This is a genomic window from Kiloniella sp. EL199, from assembly GCF_900313065.1.
Lineage (GTDB): Bacteria > Pseudomonadota > Alphaproteobacteria > Kiloniellales > Kiloniellaceae > Kiloniella.
This window is the reverse complement of the sequence record NZ_OMPU01000011.1, coordinates 15933-30586: the sequence shown is the minus strand read 5'-3', so window position 1 is coordinate 30586 and position 14654 is coordinate 15933. Positions and strand designations below refer to the sequence as shown.

The 14654-nt window shown below is 45.4% G+C and carries 12 protein-coding genes and 1 tRNA gene; 7 read left to right on the top strand and 6 right to left on the bottom strand.

Features of this window, described 5'->3' with window-relative positions; translation table 11 throughout:
• Nucleotides 1–12: 12 nt before the first annotated feature.
• From D9A03_RS13365 to D9A03_RS13350, 4 genes are all read right to left on the bottom strand, one after another.
• Complete coding sequence (locus tag D9A03_RS13365; protein ID WP_254055048.1) at nucleotides 13–1461, bottom strand: cation:proton antiporter; 1449 nt, start codon at nucleotides 1459–1461, stop codon at nucleotides 13–15.
• Nucleotides 1462–1547: 86 nt separating this feature from the next.
• Nucleotides 1548–2093 (bottom strand): molybdenum cofactor biosynthesis protein B, encoded by a 546-nt coding sequence (gene moaB, locus D9A03_RS13360; RefSeq protein ID WP_120497729.1) that lies wholly within the window; start codon nucleotides 2091–2093, stop codon nucleotides 1548–1550.
• Nucleotides 2077–3957, bottom strand: coding sequence for a lytic transglycosylase domain-containing protein (locus D9A03_RS13355; RefSeq protein WP_120497728.1), 1881 nt, complete (start codon nucleotides 3955–3957; stop codon nucleotides 2077–2079). The genes moaB and D9A03_RS13355 overlap by 17 nt, the downstream gene beginning before the upstream one ends.
• Before the next feature lie 265 nt (nucleotides 3958–4222).
• Nucleotides 4223–5068: a uracil-DNA glycosylase gene (locus tag D9A03_RS13350; RefSeq protein ID WP_120497727.1), complete on the bottom strand. Its 846-nt coding sequence runs from the start codon at nucleotides 5066–5068 to the stop codon at nucleotides 4223–4225.
• A gap of 415 nt (nucleotides 5069–5483) precedes the next feature.
• On the opposite strand from D9A03_RS13350, the gene D9A03_RS13345 reads away from it, so the two are divergent.
• From D9A03_RS13345 to D9A03_RS13335, 3 genes are all read left to right on the top strand, one after another.
• Nucleotides 5484–7136 carry an electron transfer flavoprotein-ubiquinone oxidoreductase gene (locus tag D9A03_RS13345; protein WP_120497726.1) on the top strand — a complete coding sequence of 551 codons (1653 nt, stop codon included), beginning with the start codon at nucleotides 5484–5486 and terminating at the stop codon, nucleotides 7134–7136.
• A 193-nt stretch (nucleotides 7137–7329) separates the two neighbouring features.
• On the top strand, nucleotides 7330–9093 hold the full coding sequence (locus D9A03_RS13340; RefSeq protein WP_162938147.1) for a tetratricopeptide repeat protein: 1764 nt from the start codon (nucleotides 7330–7332) through the stop codon (nucleotides 9091–9093).
• Nucleotides 9094–9111: 18 nt separating this feature from the next.
• A complete protein-coding gene (locus D9A03_RS13335; protein WP_120497724.1) occupies nucleotides 9112–10020 on the top strand; it encodes a 4-(cytidine 5'-diphospho)-2-C-methyl-D-erythritol kinase in 909 nt (302 codons plus the stop codon).
• Between the two features lie 61 nt (nucleotides 10021–10081).
• Here the strand turns inward: D9A03_RS13335 and D9A03_RS13330 are convergent, their stop codons facing one another.
• On the bottom strand, nucleotides 10082–10963 hold the full coding sequence (locus tag D9A03_RS13330) for a peptidoglycan-binding protein (protein WP_120497723.1): 882 nt from the start codon (nucleotides 10961–10963) through the stop codon (nucleotides 10082–10084).
• A gap of 266 nt (nucleotides 10964–11229) precedes the next feature.
• Here D9A03_RS13330 and D9A03_RS13325 point away from each other — a divergent pair.
• A tRNA-Gln gene (locus D9A03_RS13325) sits at nucleotides 11230–11304 on the top strand.
• A gap of 282 nt (nucleotides 11305–11586) precedes the next feature.
• On the top strand, nucleotides 11587–12270 hold the full coding sequence (locus D9A03_RS13320) for a nitroreductase family protein (RefSeq protein WP_120497722.1): 684 nt from the start codon (nucleotides 11587–11589) through the stop codon (nucleotides 12268–12270).
• A gap of 15 nt (nucleotides 12271–12285) precedes the next feature.
• On the opposite strand, the gene D9A03_RS13315 is transcribed toward D9A03_RS13320, so the two are convergent.
• Entirely contained in the window at nucleotides 12286–13011 is a 726-nt protein-coding gene (locus D9A03_RS13315; RefSeq protein WP_120497721.1) for a GNAT family N-acetyltransferase, read from the bottom strand.
• A gap of 190 nt (nucleotides 13012–13201) precedes the next feature.
• Between D9A03_RS13315 and D9A03_RS13310 the strand changes: the two genes are divergently transcribed.
• Nucleotides 13202–14098 (top strand): fused MFS/spermidine synthase, encoded by an 897-nt coding sequence (locus D9A03_RS13310; RefSeq protein WP_120497720.1) that lies wholly within the window; start codon nucleotides 13202–13204, stop codon nucleotides 14096–14098.
• 84 nt (nucleotides 14099–14182) lie between these two features.
• Nucleotides 14183–14623 (top strand): YaiI/YqxD family protein, encoded by a 441-nt coding sequence (locus D9A03_RS13305; RefSeq protein ID WP_216825484.1) that lies wholly within the window; start codon nucleotides 14183–14185, stop codon nucleotides 14621–14623.
• The last annotated feature ends 31 nt before the right edge of the window (nucleotides 14624–14654 follow it).

Below are 14654 nucleotides of genomic sequence, written 5' to 3'. Positions count from 1 at the left end.
TTGCTTTTTGTTTTAGCTTTTTGTTTCAGTTTTTGGTGGTTTCTCGTCGCTTCCTGTTTTTACTTCGTTTTTTGTTGTGTCGGAAGTGCTTTCCGAATCTGAAACAGAGGGTGAATTTTTTTTATCAGCTTTAGTTTGGGCGTGAAGCAAGTGTTCCTGAAGCTTTGGAAACCATTTTAACAAGATACTTTGCCCGAATCTTGTCAGTATTTTTTCCGCTAGAGTGGATGTACGTATGAGAGCACCAACTTCCGGACCGTAAGTCAGGCGCATGGTCTCGGCACCAGAGGTAATGCCAAGCTGGGTAATCTGATGCAGTCTTCTGGCTGTGAAAAGCCAAAAGGGGCTGGTGAAGAGAGATATCACTGTAACAGAAACAACCAGTCGATAGTTTTCATCGTCAAGAACACCTGCGCCAACACCAAGTGCGGCGAGGATGAACGAAAACTCACCAAGTTGGGCAAGGATTGATCCAGACAGGAAGGCACGTGGCCAAGTCTCTCCCAGGAACCTGATTAAAGTAATGTTGAGGGCAGTTTTAAAGAGCGCAACAAAAAGGACGAGGAAGAATACAAGGCCTAGATTATCCCATATGTATCTGGCGTCCAAAAGCATGCCGATGGACAGGAAGAACACCATCAGTAAGATGCTTTGAATCGGGGCGACTTGCCGGGACATGACTTTATGACTGGCCGAATTTCCTAATATCAGTCCGGCTAGAAACGCCCCATAAGCAGCCGATAGTCCAATCAGTCCAGAAAAGGCTGAAACGCCAAAGCAGAAGGCCATCCCTGCCAATGGAGTGAGGTCTTCGTTATCACCGATTGAGCGGGCAAAAGGGATCTGTAATCCTCGTTTTTTGCTTAAGAAGATAAACAGGAGAATGAGGATACCTATGGAGACCCCTACTTTGATAAAGGCAGATGTTCCAATACCGCCTTCTGAGCCAAAAGAGCTGACAAAAAGCATCATGGGAACCACGGCGAGATCCTGTGCAATCAGAATGCCGATGGTTACCTGACCAATCCGGGTTCCGTATTCATTGATCTCTTGAAGCATCTTGACAGCGACGGCTGTACTTGAGAGGGCAAAGACAAATCCGAAGAAAAGAATTAACTCAAAATTCCATCCCATGAATTGTCCAAGTAGCCACATGCCGCCGACGCCGACACCAATCTGTGCCGCGGTGGTTATAACGGCGACTTGCCATACCTCTTTGATCCCGCGCAGAGACAGGTTCATACCGATGACAAAAAGCAGCATCAATACGCCAAGCTCTGCAAGGGTTGAGATGTTGTCTCTGTTTTCTACAAGCGCCAGACCAGAAGGGCCAAGAAAGACACCGGCAAGGATATATCCGAGCACAGGCGGTTGCTTGAATTTTCTCATGGCAATGCCGCAGGCAAGTGCTGCGACAACAACGATCGCCAGACCTGTTAAACTACCGCTGTGATGTTCCATTATCCTCTGACATACTCTTTGTTTTTAGCGGTTGAGGTGTGGCCTTAGTTTAGCACAGAGTGTTTTATCTTTTAGGCCAGTGTTGATTAGTTGTTTGAGGGTAAATGCTCTTGCAGACGAGGCATTAGTTCAACCAAATTACAGGGACGGTGACGATTATCCAGTTGTGAACGCAGAATTTCGCCCCATCCATCTTTGCAGGCTGAAGGGGAGCCTGGCAGAGCAAAAAGATAGGTGCCTTTTGCAACACCCCCGATTGCTCTGCTTTGCATGGTCGATGTACCTATTTTGCGATAGCTGATCCATCGGAACAGCTCGCCAAAACCTTCTATTTCTTTTTCCATGACTGCTTTGAAGGCTTCCGGGGTGGTGTCTCTGCCTGTTACGCCGGTGCCACCTGTTGTGATGATGACATCAATTTCGAGATTGTTAATATGATTTCGAAGCTGTGCTGTAATTGCTTCTATATCATCCTTGATGATGGATCGCGCAGAAATGTTGTGTCCGTCTTCTTTGATCATTTTCTCCAGAACATCACCTGATCTGTCGTCAGCTTCGGTTCTGGAATCCGAGATGGTCATGACTGCAATGTTAACAGGAAGGAACGGGCGGGTTTCATCTAGTTTTGGCATTCTCTGCGATATCCGATTCAGAATTTTTGTTATATTGATCCTGTGCCTCATATCTGGGCCATCGACCTGCGGCGAGGGTATCCAGTGAAGGGGAATATTGATCCAGTCTCGCGCGATAAATCCAGAGGTTTGTCAGGACGCGTTCGATAAATAGCCGAGTTTCGTGAGAGGGGAGGCTTTCAATAAAAAGCAAGGGGTCATCGTTATAGGTGATCTTGCGTTCCCATTTACCCAAATTGCCAGGGCCGCCGTTATAGGCTGTGGCTAGTTTAAAGAGGTCGCCTTCAACATAGTTATGATTTAACAGATAACCTAAGTACTTTTGCCCCAGAGCCAAGTTTAGCGAAGGGTCAAATAGTTGATTCCGTGTTTTGCCACGAAAGCTTTGATCCCGGGATATGTAACTCGCTGTTTGAGGCATTAATTGCAACAAGCCACGGGCTCCATCAGGACTTTTTGCATTTGGGTTAAATGATGATTCCTGACGCATGAAGGCAAAAACCAGAGCACGATCAATTTCAAAACCACCTTCTGGCTCCCATTTGGGAATTGGGTACAGGGCGGCATCTATTACGCCTCTGTTCTGGGCGGGGTTTTGTTTTTCCTGTTTTTCTTCTGCAGCCAATCTGGCGCCAAGCCGAAAAGCAAGTTCCGGCATGCCGGTGTGTTCAGTGAGCTGTAGAAAGGCAGAAACTTCATTGCCTTTGATACTACCAATAAGGGGACTTAATTCTGCCTTGGCTTCATTTGTTTTTCCTAACTGAATTAAAGCCAGTGCTCTTTTGCTGGGTGCATGACTACGCAGTGTTTTTGTGGCGATGTCGTTGAGCTGTTGTGGCTGATAGTTAAATGCGAGATCCAATCCGAGAGAACGGCGAGCAAGGATACCGTAGAATGTTCGTGGATATTCTGCCGCTTGATATAAGTATTTACTAACGTTCTGCGGTTCTTTTAGCTTTAGATTAGCGCGAGCGGCCCAGTAGGCACCGGAAGAGCGCATCCAGCTATTGCTTCGTGAGGCTTTGGCTAGATGAGCGAAATGGTCGCGTGCTTCTTTTGTTTTGTTCAGGCGCCAGGCAGCAAGGCCGGCAATCCAATCGGCCGATGGCACATACTTTCTGGATTGAGTTGCTTTTACTGCGAGTTGATAGGCTTTTTTATCCTTGCCGTAATAGTACCAGGCAGCGGCCAGTCTTGCATAGGTTTCATTCATTTCTATGGGATCAAGTAACTGTTTGGCCTTTGCCGATTTGAGAACATCTTCGGTAATAGACAGGCGTGTATTTAGTATGTTTCGGCGAAGTTGTCTTTTTAGGCGATTGGCTTTGGTCCTATCAGCTTTGGATAGTTTTTTGCTTGAGCGGTAGGTGTAGTTTTTTCCATAAGCGCGATAAGGCGCACTTTTAAAGCGGACAGGTCTTTGAGGGTAATTGTGATTCTTGGGGCGCCTTTGTAAGGCCAGTTTATAAATAATGTCTGCTTGCGGGTGGTCGGCATACTGGGCCAACCATGTTTTAAGTTCTTTGTATTTTGAACGATAAGCTGTGGGGTGCAGATATCTTTGTGCCTGAACATGTCCAAGTAGTATTTTGTTGTTTAACCTGGGGATGAGTTTATCAGCATCTTTCCAGCGGCCTTGTTTCTGTCGGGCAAATATTCTGGTGTAGAGCTTTATATCTTCGTTGTTGAGGATTTCCGGAACCACAAAGTTTTGCAAGGTCTGGGTTTGGGAATTGGGCGCTTCATCGTCAACCTTGGTCTTGGCAAAGGCCGTGACGGGCAATGATAAAAGTAAGCTAAAAACGATAACCGCTTTTATTGAGTGATTTGCCGCCTTGAAAAGTAAGCGCATGGATGTCGTCATAACGAAATGAAATTCCCCCGGTAAACCTTAATTAAGACCAGTGCTCCGTCTAAGACTGATAAATTGCAGTCTTTAGAAGTACTTTTTTTAATTTCTATTGATGTTCCCATTAACCATAATAGAAAATAGTTAATTGTGGCTTCTGGGGCAATAGTTCTTAAATACGTCAAAAATTTGTCTAGAATTTTAATTACACCTGTTCTCCTTACGAAAGAGTGAAGAAAAGGTGCTTGATTTTACTCTTTATAGAAGGAGTTAGCGCAATTTATGCAAGCCTGGATTTGATTTCGCGCAAATCCTGCCATGCCAGAGCTTTTTGTCGGGGAGTGTTGAGCAGCATGTGAGGTGCAAAGGTCGCAATGGCAGGGATGGTATCACCTGTTGGTTTGCTGTATTCGATCCATTTTCCTCTTTGACGCAGTAAGCTGGCATCTGGATCAATGAAGCCTCTCAAAGTGCTTTCCCCCATAAGGACGAGTGCCTTGGGAGCAACGAGTTCTATCTGTCGGTCAATAAAAGGTTTGCAACAGGCAAGATCATTTGCGGTTGGTTTTTTGTCACCCGGTGGGCGCCAGAAAACACAGGTGCTCAGATAAACGTCCTCTATGTTTAGGCCGATTGACTTGAGCATATTGATCATCAGTTTGCGGTTTGATCCGGCAACGGTTTTGCCTTCACGATCTTCGTCGGCGCGGGGGGCGCCCATGATAATCATAATGTCTGCTGTCGATGGTGTTTGATCGAAGACTGTGTTGATTGCTGTTTTCTTCAGAGAGCAACCATCAAAAGAGTCGAGTGCTGTTGCCAGGTCGGGCAAGTTATCTGCACTATTCGCAAGTTTTTGCGCTTCGATCAGAGTTTTTTGAAATGACCGAAGAACACGTTTGGCAGCGCTAGCTTTTGGAGGAGGAGGTGGTGCGGCCTGGGCACCGGGGTTTGATGTCTGATGTGATGATCTCGGTGTTGAGGATTTGGCGGCAGACTGTATTTGTTCTTGACTGAGTTCATAACCGTTGATAGCGACATCACCAATAGCCTCATCAATCCCGGCATCAAGTTGCCAAGCTAGTGCTGCTAACAATTCGTCACGCGTCCAGTCTTCAGCAGTCATGTTTCTCTATTAAATGTCCCAATTAAACTTCTTTAGCCAGTGGATGGCACCCAACAAGCGCATATTGATTTTATTTAAAGCAAAGATTGCTATTGATCCATGAGTGTTTGCAAAATGAATGACTTTTCTTTTGATAATAGTTTCCTGCTCAGGTTGTCTTTTGTGAATGACTATGGATTTTTGCAAATCCTTTTCGTGGTTTTTGATTGTTCTGTGTCGTTATTGTTAAATTGCTGCAGCGCGATAATATCTATAAATTGATCTTGAAAACTGTGCACGAGTGATATTTCGGCGCTAAGACAATAAAAAAATGTGACCATTTGTGGATTTTTATTGAATCATGTGGTTCGTTGTAATTTGAGGGGAAGCGGCGAGATAAGCCGCAAAGCTCACGGCTCGAATTGGAGAGAGGGCTATGGAACGCGAATTTATGGAATACGACGTTGTTATTGTCGGGGCTGGACCTGCTGGTTTGTCCGCAGCAATTAAACTTCGTCAGTTGTCAGCTGAACAGGGAAAAGAAGTCTCCGTCTGTGTTTTGGAAAAAGGTTCGGAAGTCGGGGCGCATATTTTCTCAGGGGCAGTATTTGAGCCACGGGCTTTGGATGAACTGATTCCCGACTGGAAAGATAAGGGCGCGCCACTTAATGCGCCTGTTTCTGACGAGAAGTTTATGCTTCTAAGTGAAAAAGGTTCTGTAAATCTTCCCGTAGCCTTGCTTCCAAGCCAAATGCATAACGATGGTAACTATGTTATTTCCTTGGGAAATCTGTGTCGCTGGCTTGGCGAACGGGCAGAAGAGCTAGGTGTGGAAATCTACCCCGGATTTGCTGCTGCAGAAGTTGTCTATCACGAGGATGGCCGCGTAAAGGGCGTTGCGACTGGTGACATGGGCATCAGCAAAGCTGGTGAGCAAAAAGATTCCTACATGCCTGGGATGGAGCTTCATGGCAAATACACCTTTTTTGCCGAAGGATGTCGTGGTTCTCTCAGCAAAGGCTTGATGGAAAAATTTGGCCTGAGGGAAAACTGCGATCCTCAGACCTACGGCATCGGTATGAAAGAGCTTTGGGAATTGGACCCGGCGAAACATAAGCCCGGAACGGTTGTGCATACCGCCGGATGGCCGATGAAAAGTGATACCTGGGGCGGATCGTTCATTTATCATCTTGAAAATGGACAAGCCTATGTGGGGTATGTGGTTGGTCTGGATTACGACAATCCACATTTGTTCCCGTTTGGCGAATTTCAACGTTTCAAAATGCACCCGGCTATTGCCGAGATGCTTGAGGGCGGGAAGCGCATCTCATACGGTGCACGGGCATTGAATGAAGGTGGCCTGCAATCTGTGCCAGATCTTGCTTTCCCGGGAGGCGCCTTGATTGGTTGTTCGGCCGGTTTCCTGAACGTTGCCAAAATCAAGGGAAGTCATAATGCAATGAAAACAGGTATGCTTGCTGCTGAAGCTGCTTTTGATGCGGTGACTGCTGGCGAGGAAACACCACCTGTTCTTTCGGCTTATCCGAATGCCTACAAAAAATCGTGGGTGTACGAAGAGCTTTATGCATCCCGTAACTTTCGACCAGCTTTCAGCAAATTTGGTCTCTGGGGATCCATGCTTTATTCTGGTGTTGATCTCAAGGTTTTTGGCGGCAAGTTACCGTGGACATTCAGTCACAAACACCATGATCATGAATGCCTGAAACCTGCGGCTGATATGCCAAAGATTGAGTACCCGAAACCGGATGGAAAACTCTCGTTCGATAGACTTTCTTCTGTCTTTATTTCCGGAACAAACCACGAAGAAGATCAGCCTGTCCATCTGACATTAACAGATACTTCCGTGCCGATTTCGCACAATCTGGCAATCTATGATGCCCCGGAACAAAGATTCTGCCCGGCGGGTGTATATGAAATTGTCAGGGATGATGATGGCAATAATCCACAGTTACAAATCAATGCGCAAAACTGTGTGCATTGTAAAACCTGTGACATCAAAGATCCGACCCAGAATATCAATTGGGTAACGCCAGAAGGAGCGGGTGGACCGAACTATCCCAACATGTAGAGGCAAATGTACAAAGTGTGCCGGATTCTTTCTGTTATACATTTTGTCAAACTAAGCAAAAAATTGACCATTTTCACAGGTAAGGTGGTCAATTTTTTATTTAGTCACTTTATATTGTGCAGCAGATGCTTGGCGTTAGACAGATAGAGGGGTAGACTGCTGTCATTTCTTGTCTGGCGAAGAGGAGGATGATTTGCCTCGCCATGGCTCTATGTTTGTAAAACAATATTTACAACGCTTTATTTTCTCTGCGGGAGCGGCGCTTATTCTTGGTGCCTGTACATCTGCCCAGAGTGATACCGACGGTAAACAAGTTTATGCCGATCTTGGTGCCGACTATCCTGTTGTCAGAGATAACAGCTCTGCATCGGGAACCTATCTTGCTGGAATAGTTGCTGGTCATAATCGCGATTATGAGATTGCGACTGAGCTTATGCTTCATGCATTGGAAGCGTCGCCGGAAGATCCTCGTCTTTTGGCGCGTTCCTTTTTGTTGACGGCGAGTACAGGACGTGATGATGAAGCATTGGATCTGGCAAAGAGATTGCTCGACGTGTCTCCTCAACAATCCCTTGCGCACCTTGTTCTCGTGATTGATGCCGTGGAACGAGAAGATTGGGACGCGGCGAGAGAGCGAATTGAAGCAACGCCAGATATTGGTGTTAATACGATTCTGGAGCCAATGTTCTCAGCTTGGACTGATCTTGCGCAAAACGATCTGGACAAGGCATTGGAAAATCTGGAACCGCTTTCAAAGAAAGAGGGTTTCCAGTCTCTTTACGGGATTCAAATCGCGCTTTTGAAAGATTTGGGCGGGCGTCCTGATGATGCACGCAAAGATTATCTTGCCTTGTTGGGGGCATCAGAGCAGCCAACACTGCGGCAAGTCAATATAGTCGCTGATTTCCTGAGTCGGCAGGGTGATAAAGAAGCCGCGCGTGGATTAATCACAACCTATCTGGAGCAAGATCCTGAAAATGCGATTGCCAATCATGCATTAAACCGTCTGGATTCTGACGAGGAATTGCAGAGGATTATTTCCAAGCCCGGTGATGCTTTTGCTGAAATTCTCTTTGGGTTTGCCAGCTTACATGCGCAGGAAAAAGCCTATGATACGGGTCTTGTCTATGCCAATCAGGCTTTGAAATTACGCCCGAACTATGAAGAAGCAAAGATTCTTGTGGGCGAGATCATGCAAACACAAGGTCGTAGCCGTGCGGCGATTGATCTGTATAAAACAATTCCGCTGGATTCACCTTATGCATGGACGATCGGGCTGAGAATTGCGGATGAACTGGATGCTTTAGGGCTGGAGGAAGAGACACTGGTTGCTCTGGCGCAACTGGAAGATCTTCGCCCGGAACGTTTCGAGCCACATCTTCGTAAAGGTAATATGCTACGCGCATCAGAAAAATATGCAGAAGCAGCTGATGCTTATGGTGAAGCCATTCGCCGTGTTGATGAAAACAACAGCCGTTATTGGTCTTTGTTCTATTTCCGTGGCATTGCGTACGAGCGCGTTAAAAGATGGTCTAGAGCTGAAGCTGATTTCCTAAAGGCATTGGATCTATCTCCTGATCAACCACATGTGTTGAATTATCTGGCCTATTCCTGGGTTGAATTGGAAAAAAATCTGGAAGAGGCAGAAAAGATGCTCATCAAGGCGGTGGAACTTCGCCCTGATGATGGATACATTGTGGACAGTCTGGGGTGGGTGTATTACCGCCTTGGCAAATTTGATGAAGCCGTTAAATACCTGGAAAAAGCCATTGAACTCAAGGCAGAGGATCCCGTGATTAATGATCACCTGGGGGATGCTTATTGGCGGGTTGGTCGCAAGCATGAGGCGCGGTTCCAGTGGCGGCGTGCTCTTAGTTTCGAACCTGAAGAAGAACAGGTGGAGCTAATTCGAACCAAGATCGATAAAGGTATTGTTGCTGATAAATCTGAAAGTTAATGGGATAGATCAGTTTCGATGAAACAGATTGTCGAATTTGCACCTGCAAAGATAAACCTGTCTTTGCAGGTCACGGGACGGCGAGATGATGGTTATCATCTTTTGAAGAGCTTGGTGGTTTTTGCGAGCATTGGGGATCAGGTTTTTTTAGAACCGTCCTCTGACTTTTCTCTGAAAATTACAGGACCTTTCAAGAATTATTTGTCCGCAACAGGCGGTGATACAGCTAATAATTTTAACACAAATAACTACGAAGATAATCTTGTTATCAAAGCTGCACGTAAGCTCCAGAAATTTTTAGGCGTAGATAAAGGTGCTGCTATTACGCTGGAGAAGAACCTGCCTGTTTCTTCCGGTATCGGCGGCGGGTCAGCAGATGCGGCGGCAGTTATCAGGGGGCTTGTGAGGTTATGGGACATTGGCCCTGAAAAGCTTGATAGCTTGAATAATCTTGCGTTGGAACTTGGGGCCGATGTTCCTGTTTGTTTAAAGGGAACATGTTCTTGGATGGAGGGCGTTGGTGAGGCTTTAAAAGCGGGTCCCCAATTGCCCGATATTTGTTGTGTGCTGATTAATCCGGGATGTCCGGTATCTACACCACAAATTTTTAGAGAATTGAATGGTCAGTTTTCAGATGCCGTACCTGAGCCAGACAAGGTCTGTAATTTGCCTGAGTTGCTATGTTATTTGAATGCGGCAGGTAATGACTTGTCTAAACCTGCAGAACGCCTGAAACCACTGATTTCTGAGAGTATCAAGGCTTTGCAGCAGCAACCGAACTGCCTGTTTGCTGGTATGTCTGGTAGCGGTGCAACTTGCTTTGGTGTTTATGAAGATAGTGTTTCGGCCCAGAAGGCGGCTACAGAGCTCAAACTGCTCAACAATAGCTGGTGGGTGAAACCTACGATATTGAATCAAGACAGATAAGGTGGCCTCTTTAGACGAGAAGCACACCTTGTTTTCTATAGAATGGTTCGTTATTTGTTGCTTAGTTACTAAGCATTTCATCGACAGCTTTTAATTCAGCAAGCAAATCCGGTGTTGGTTTTCCATCCACTTGAAGTCCTGAAATTTCTTGAAACAGGCTGATAGCTGCGACGGCTTCGTGGTCAATGTCACCATCAATACGACCGGGATCAAAGTTCAGGTTTGCCAGCAATCCTTCAATCTCTTTTAGCTGTTCAACACGCATTCCATAAGGAGAGCTGGCATTTGGATTTGGTTCATCGTTGGCTTGTGTAACCGGAGGTGGAGTATCGTCAGTATGTTCTGTGAAAAACGAATCATTTCCAATCAGGAATACGACTAATACCCCAAGAAAGAGCACTGCTGCGACCGTAATCATTTTGGCAAGTGAGTAACCTTTCTTTGGGCGCGGACTCGCATTTGCTGTACCGGTTGCCAGAGACTTGGTGCTTTCTTTTACTTTGTCTGTATCTTTTTCAGAGTTGGAGGATACTTCTTTCTTTTCCGTTTTTTGATCTTTAGTCGTTTTTGCCGAGCCAGACGCAGGACCGACAGTTATTTTTGTTGCACCTTTTGAGGCACTGCTCGCGGACGCAGATTTACTTCTTGTTGTAACTCTTTTTGCTTTTGCAGTAACAGTTTTGACTACAGGGCCTGTTTTTTTCGGGCTGTCAGTCGCGTCTTTTTGCGCTGCAGATGACACAGAAATACTTGCCTGGGGCGCTGCTTTCCTCGGCATTGGCGCTTTTTTTGCGGCAGGTTTCTTGGTTGACGTTGGCGTACTTTTCTTTTGAAGCTTCGCCTTGACAGAAGACTTCTTCGCGATGGTCTTGCGTGTCGTCTGTTGGCGCGATTTGCGGCTAGTTGGCTTTTCGTCTTCAGACTTAAGCTTATCGTCGCTCATCAATTGCAGTCCCTGTGTTTTAGATTCGACGTTTCAAGAGCAAGAATTGCTCCGGGTGGGTGCCTTAATTGGCATGTTTTATCTGATCGCCCCTCATTATTTCAAACAAGAATAATCAATATCAGGGTAAGGGGTAAAGCATTCAGGTTTAAAAGAGGTAAATATCCGTAAAGAAAGGTGAAAAAAATAATTATAAAATGTGATAAAAATACCTTTCGCCCATTGACTTCCTCAGAAGTAACGCTATTTTCTCTCCCACATCTAGATGGGACGTCGCCAAGTGGTAAGGCACCGCTTTTTGGTAGCGGCATTCGCAGGTTCGAATCCTGCCGTCCCAGCCAAAAAGAAAAGATCTCTTTTTAGGGATCTTTTCTTTTTGGCGCTGATGAAAAATCACATATACCTCTTTTTGCTATTAAGTGTCTATCCTCTCATCTGCATTGCTTTTGGTTTTGTCATTCATAAACTTTAACCGAGGGTATATGGTCATTTTCCCTAACTATGTTAGCCTTCTTAAAAGTGTCTTGTTTGGGGAAATGATTCGCGGCATCTTTCCGAATATTAGGTATGGTTGAAATTGTTTCCAGCGTTTCAAAAATAAAAAAAATCAGGGATAAGCTATCATGTCTGCAGAGTTTCGAGTCGTACCCTTTGCCGGGTTACCTGATTATTCAGAAGAAGAAAGGTTGCAATGTTCTCGTGAGTTTCTTCGGCTGATGCAGGGGCGGAGAACAATTCGTGATTTTTCATCAAAGCCAGTGCATCGGGATATTATTAAAAATGCTGTGCGGGCAGCAGGCCTGGCTCCTTCGGGTGCGAACAAACAACCGTGGCATTTTGCTGTTGTCAGTAATCCAGAAATGAAAAGGAAAATCCGCAAAGCTGCAGAGATTGAAGAAGAAGAGTTTTATGCGGGGAAGGCAGGAGAAGCCTGGTTAAAAGATTTGGCACCGCTTGGGACAGACCCAAAGAAACCTTTTTTGGAAATCGCACCCTATTTGATTGTTGTTTTTCAACAGAACTATGACATTGATTCCAGTACTGGCGAAAAAATTAAGCACTATTATATACAGGAGTCAGTGGGCCTGGCGTGTGGATTTCTAATTACCGCGTTGCATAATGCTGGGCTGGCTACTCTGACCCATACGCCAAGCCCAATGGGGTTCTTGAGAGAACTATTAGGGCGACCCAAGCATGAAAAGCCAGTTATGATTATTGTTGCAGGATATCCGTCTGATACAGCAACTGTACCCGAGGAGGCCCTGAACAAAAAGAGCCTTGATGTTATTGTGAGCTGGTTTGATTAAGAGCTAATAAGTTATCTATGTGGCCTGTTCTTGCCATATCTCTTGCGCAAAATCTGACAGGCTGGTGATTTGTTTGCCGCCAACTGTAAAGTTGTCTTCAATTAACCAGCGAGTGAATGCTTGCTCCATGATGGGCCATTCAGAATCAAGGATGGAGAACCAGGCTGTATCTCTATTTCTCCCCTTTACTATATCTGATTGTCTGAAGGTACCTTCATAGGTAAAACCCAAACGTTTTGCTGCAACTTTTGAGCCTTCGTTTAGTGCATTGCATTTCCACTCATAACGTCGGTAACCAAGTTCCACAAAAACATGATGCATCATTAAGTACATTGCTTCTGTTGCCATTACAGTTTTTTGTAACGCAGGTGAAAAGTTAATATGACCAACTTCAATTGAGCCTGCTGTTGGTGTGATGCGAAGGTAGCTTGCCACGCCAAGGGCCTTGTTCGTTTTTTTATCAACGATTGCGTAAAAAAGTGGATCATCCTTTGCTGACATATCTGTTATCCACTCCCGGTAAGTTTCGAGTTTGTCAAAAGGACCATAGGCTAGATAGGTCCATATCTGATCTTCTTTGCACAGGGAATTTGCCTCAAAGAGATCTTCTGTATGGCGGAGAGGATCCAGTCTCTCAATTTTGCAGTAACGGCCCGCAATCATCATGAAAGTTGGGCGTTGAGGTTCTGTCCAGTTTTGTACAATCGGACCAATTGGCTGTCCGAGAGAGTTTTTACTCATTTTTTATCATCCGTAAGGTAGAAGTGCCCATAGCTAGCCATGAAACGGATCTGGAAGGTAGGGCCATTTGTTTGTTAATGACAGAGCCGCTTTGGGCTGGAAATCAATATTACCCGATACATTCTCTATGATTGTGAAGCAGGTCGTGCTTTACTATATCTCGTTGATATTTTTGAACGGGGGTTGATTAGTGGCAGACAAGATTGATTTTAGCACATGGTGGCATGAAGATCCGGGGGCGATTGGCTTTACACATGCCATGAAGATGGAGCTTTTACATAGTGAGCAAAGCCTGTTTCAAAAGATTGAGATTTATGAGCACAAGGATTTTGGGCGAGTTCTGGTTCTAGATGATTTAATTCAGGCTTCTGAAGCCGATGAGTTTATTTATCATGAAATGGCTGTCCATATATCTGTTCTTGGGCGTAAGCGAGAGAACATACGGGCATTAATTGTTGGTGGAGGCGATGGCGGGCTTCTTCGAGAACTCCTGGTTCATGACAATGTTGAGAAGGTGGTCATGGCCGAGATTGATCGTCGTGTTATTGAACTCAGTAATGAATACCTCGCAATTAATGGGAACTATGATGATCCGCGGGTTGACCTGATATGTGATGATGCGGCACGCTATGTTATCGAGGCACTGGACAGAAAAGAACAGTTTGATCTGATTTTCATGGATATTACTGAGCCTGTTGGACCGTCTGCCAGTCTCTTTACCGAGGAGTTTCTGGATAATCTGGTTGCCATTCTCAAGAGTGACGGCGTTTGTATCGATTCTGACAGTGTTTTTATCGGAAAAGATCGTGTCAGATTCTTTCAGGAAGCTGCCAGTGAAGAAGATCAAAGTCTCCTTGAGATTATGCGCAGTGGTCGTTTTTTCCCTCATTTGGATGTTTATCGCTCTATTGTCCCAATGTATCCCGGGGCAGAATTCGGCTTTTTCCTTTATAGTAAGGACGGACATGATTATTCGAACCCTTACACCGAGTATGATGGCAAACATTACAATGCTGCTGTTCACAAGGGAGCTTTTGCCTTGCCGAATTGGTGGAAGAACGAATTGGGTTTTGGCAAAAAAGATTAGTTATCTTGCGTGCTGAATAATATGGTTGCTCTCGATGAAGTTTTAGAAAGAAGATTCAGTATAGATGTTTAGGTGGAGACCTTGGTGGAAATTTACGTAGATGGCGATGCCTGTCCGGTGAAGGATGAGATCGTGAAGGTTGCTGAACGGCATAACCTGAAAGTGCACATGGTTAGCAATACTTGGCTTAGATATGGTCGTCACCCCTTGGTCACTTCTGTCGTTGTTCCCGAAGAGCCCGATGCGGCAGATATCTGGATTGCGGAAAACATTAAACAGGGGGATATTGCTATCACAGCAGATATCCCGCTAGCGTCTCGTTGTGTGGCAGAGGGCGCAAAGGTATTGGACCCCAAGGGGAAAATCTTTACCGAAGATGCTATGGGGATGACTTTGGCTGTCAGGGATTTAATGACAAATTTACGTGAAAGCGGTGAAGTGAAAAGCTATTCACCTGCTTTCACAAAACAGGATCGATCACGATTTCTGTCGTCTCTTGACCAACTTATTCATAAAAAATCCTGACAAAGCAGGGATCTAGGGTCATCCAACTGTA